This is a genomic window from Armatimonas sp., from assembly GCF_043760365.1.
Classification (GTDB): domain Bacteria; phylum Armatimonadota; class Armatimonadia; order Armatimonadales; family Armatimonadaceae; genus Armatimonas.
Map to the genome: position 1 here is coordinate 1 of NZ_JAYUPA010000332.1, position 1,887 is coordinate 1,887.

Below are 1,887 nucleotides of genomic sequence, written 5' to 3' on the forward strand. Positions count from 1 at the left end.
GCGTGTCTGGATGCGGGGATCACGATTTTCGACACGACCTATCTGCCCGAGCGAGTCGCGCTGGGAAGCTCGCTCAAGCGGCTTGGGCGAAGGAGCGAGGCCCAGCTCATCGCCTGGAACTTCTTTACCGACTTCGGCCCCGACGGCTCCGTGGGGGGCCACGCACCCTACGAGCCGCGGCATCTTCCGCAAATGCTCACCGAGCTTCGGTGCGAGCATATCGAGCACTTGGTCGTGCATCCGGTGAGCGATCCGGCGGCGCAAGACAAGCAAGAAGCGCTGGCGGTTTCGTGGCAACAAGCGGGTTATGTCGGGCGACTAGGCACCTGGATGCCGCCGCTCGATACAACTGATCCCGGCCCCTACGCCTTTGCCGTCGCGCCGTGCAATGTCACCTGTGCCGACGATGCCACGCCGCGCTTTGCCGCCTACAAAGCCCTCGGCTGGGAGACCCTCGCCACATCCCCATTCGTGCGCGGCTGGGAGCTGGACAAGCAAGTCGAGGGCCAAGGAAAAGACAAAGCCACCGTCGCCGATGAAATGCTGCGTTTTTCGGCGTTCTTCCCGAACGTCGACAAGCTCATCGTCGCCATGCGCCACCCCGAGTGGGTGGCGATCAACTGTACCAGTATCGCGCGGGGAGCACTTCACTAGGAGATCCAGGTCATCTCGGCCTTCACGACGATCCAGTCTTTGCCGAACTTCTTGAGCTGAATATCGTAGCCAGTGGCGTTGAGCTTGCCGATATAGGCGTTGATGCTCAGGCGTACCTCGGTGTGGTCGGCGTTCCAAAGGAGCCACTGCTTGCTGTTGGTGGGGAGCAGGCGGGCTTGCTGAAAGTCGTACCCTGGGAGGCCAAACGAGACAAAGACCGCCCCCTCACCCGTGACTTTTTCCAGAGGGTGGTGTTTGCCGTCTGGGGTGCAGACAATCACATCGTCACGGCCTGAAAGCTCCAAAGGACGGATACCGGGGGGAAGTTCAACCTGGCATGGGCCGAAGTTTTCGGCTTCTTGATGGTAGCGTGCCTCAAAGGCGGCGGCGAGTATCTTCTCCTGCTCAGTGAGCGGGTGTGGGGCAGTGAGTGGGTTTTTATCCTGGTCATCCCGCAGGCCGTCACCGTCGCTGTCGGCCCGGTGCGGGTTGGTGCCCAGGCGTGCTTCGACAAGATCCGTCAGGCCATCGTGGTCGCTGTCGCGGCGGAGAGTGGGGTTGTCCACAAAGCGTTTTTGCCAGCTTTGCGGGAGTCGCTCCACCTCCTTGTCCTTGATACGCTTGAGAGTGAGACGCGTGCCGGTGAAGAGTGAGTCTCTCCAGCGCGTCCCGTCCCAGCGAGCGACCCAGAGATCGCGGGTGCTTCCCAGGACGTCGGAGGTCAGAAGTGCCCAGAGCTGCTGGTGGCTGTCTCTTGCCAGCGCCAGTACGCGCGTCGTCTCGTAGCGGGTCTTCTCCTCCGGCAGGATTGTTGGGGCGAGTGTTTTTAGCTCCAAGCGTGTGGCCAACGACGGAACCGTACGCCGCGTGTCGCGGGCGGCTAGGATAGCAGGAACGAAGGCTGCGCCACCTGTGCGTGCGAGGTTGAGGTAGGCGGCGCGGCGGAACGCCATAGTAGCATCGGGGTCGGTGAGCCGGGTTTTTAGGAAGGCCAAGGCATCGGGATGTGAGGACTGAGAGAGATAGCTCAGGGCAGGACGGTAGCCGTCGCCTTTTGGCCCTTTCTTACACTCCGTGAGGAAGAGTGGGACGAGGAGCTGAGGGTCGGTACGATCCATAGAAAGGCTAGGTAACCAGCCTGAGCGCTCCCCGGAGAGAAAGTGCAGTAGCAGAGGACGAAGCCCCGGTGCGTTTGCTTCTGCAAGGAGTCCCAAAACGGCCTCCGTGTGGCGC

At 61.8% G+C, this 1,887-nt stretch carries 1 protein-coding gene and 1 pseudogene; one reads left to right on the top strand and one right to left on the bottom strand.

Features of this window, described 5'->3' with window-relative positions; genetic code table 11:
* Positions 1 to 654, top strand: a 654-nt coding sequence (locus ACH2EH_RS08105) for a hypothetical protein (RefSeq protein WP_395140619.1), incomplete at its 5' end; no start/stop codon positions are given.
* Here the strand turns inward: ACH2EH_RS08105 and ACH2EH_RS08110 are convergent.
* Positions 651 to 1,887: pseudogene (locus tag ACH2EH_RS08110) on the bottom strand (hypothetical protein); the annotation flags it as partial. The gene ACH2EH_RS08105 and the pseudogene ACH2EH_RS08110 overlap by 4 nt on opposite strands.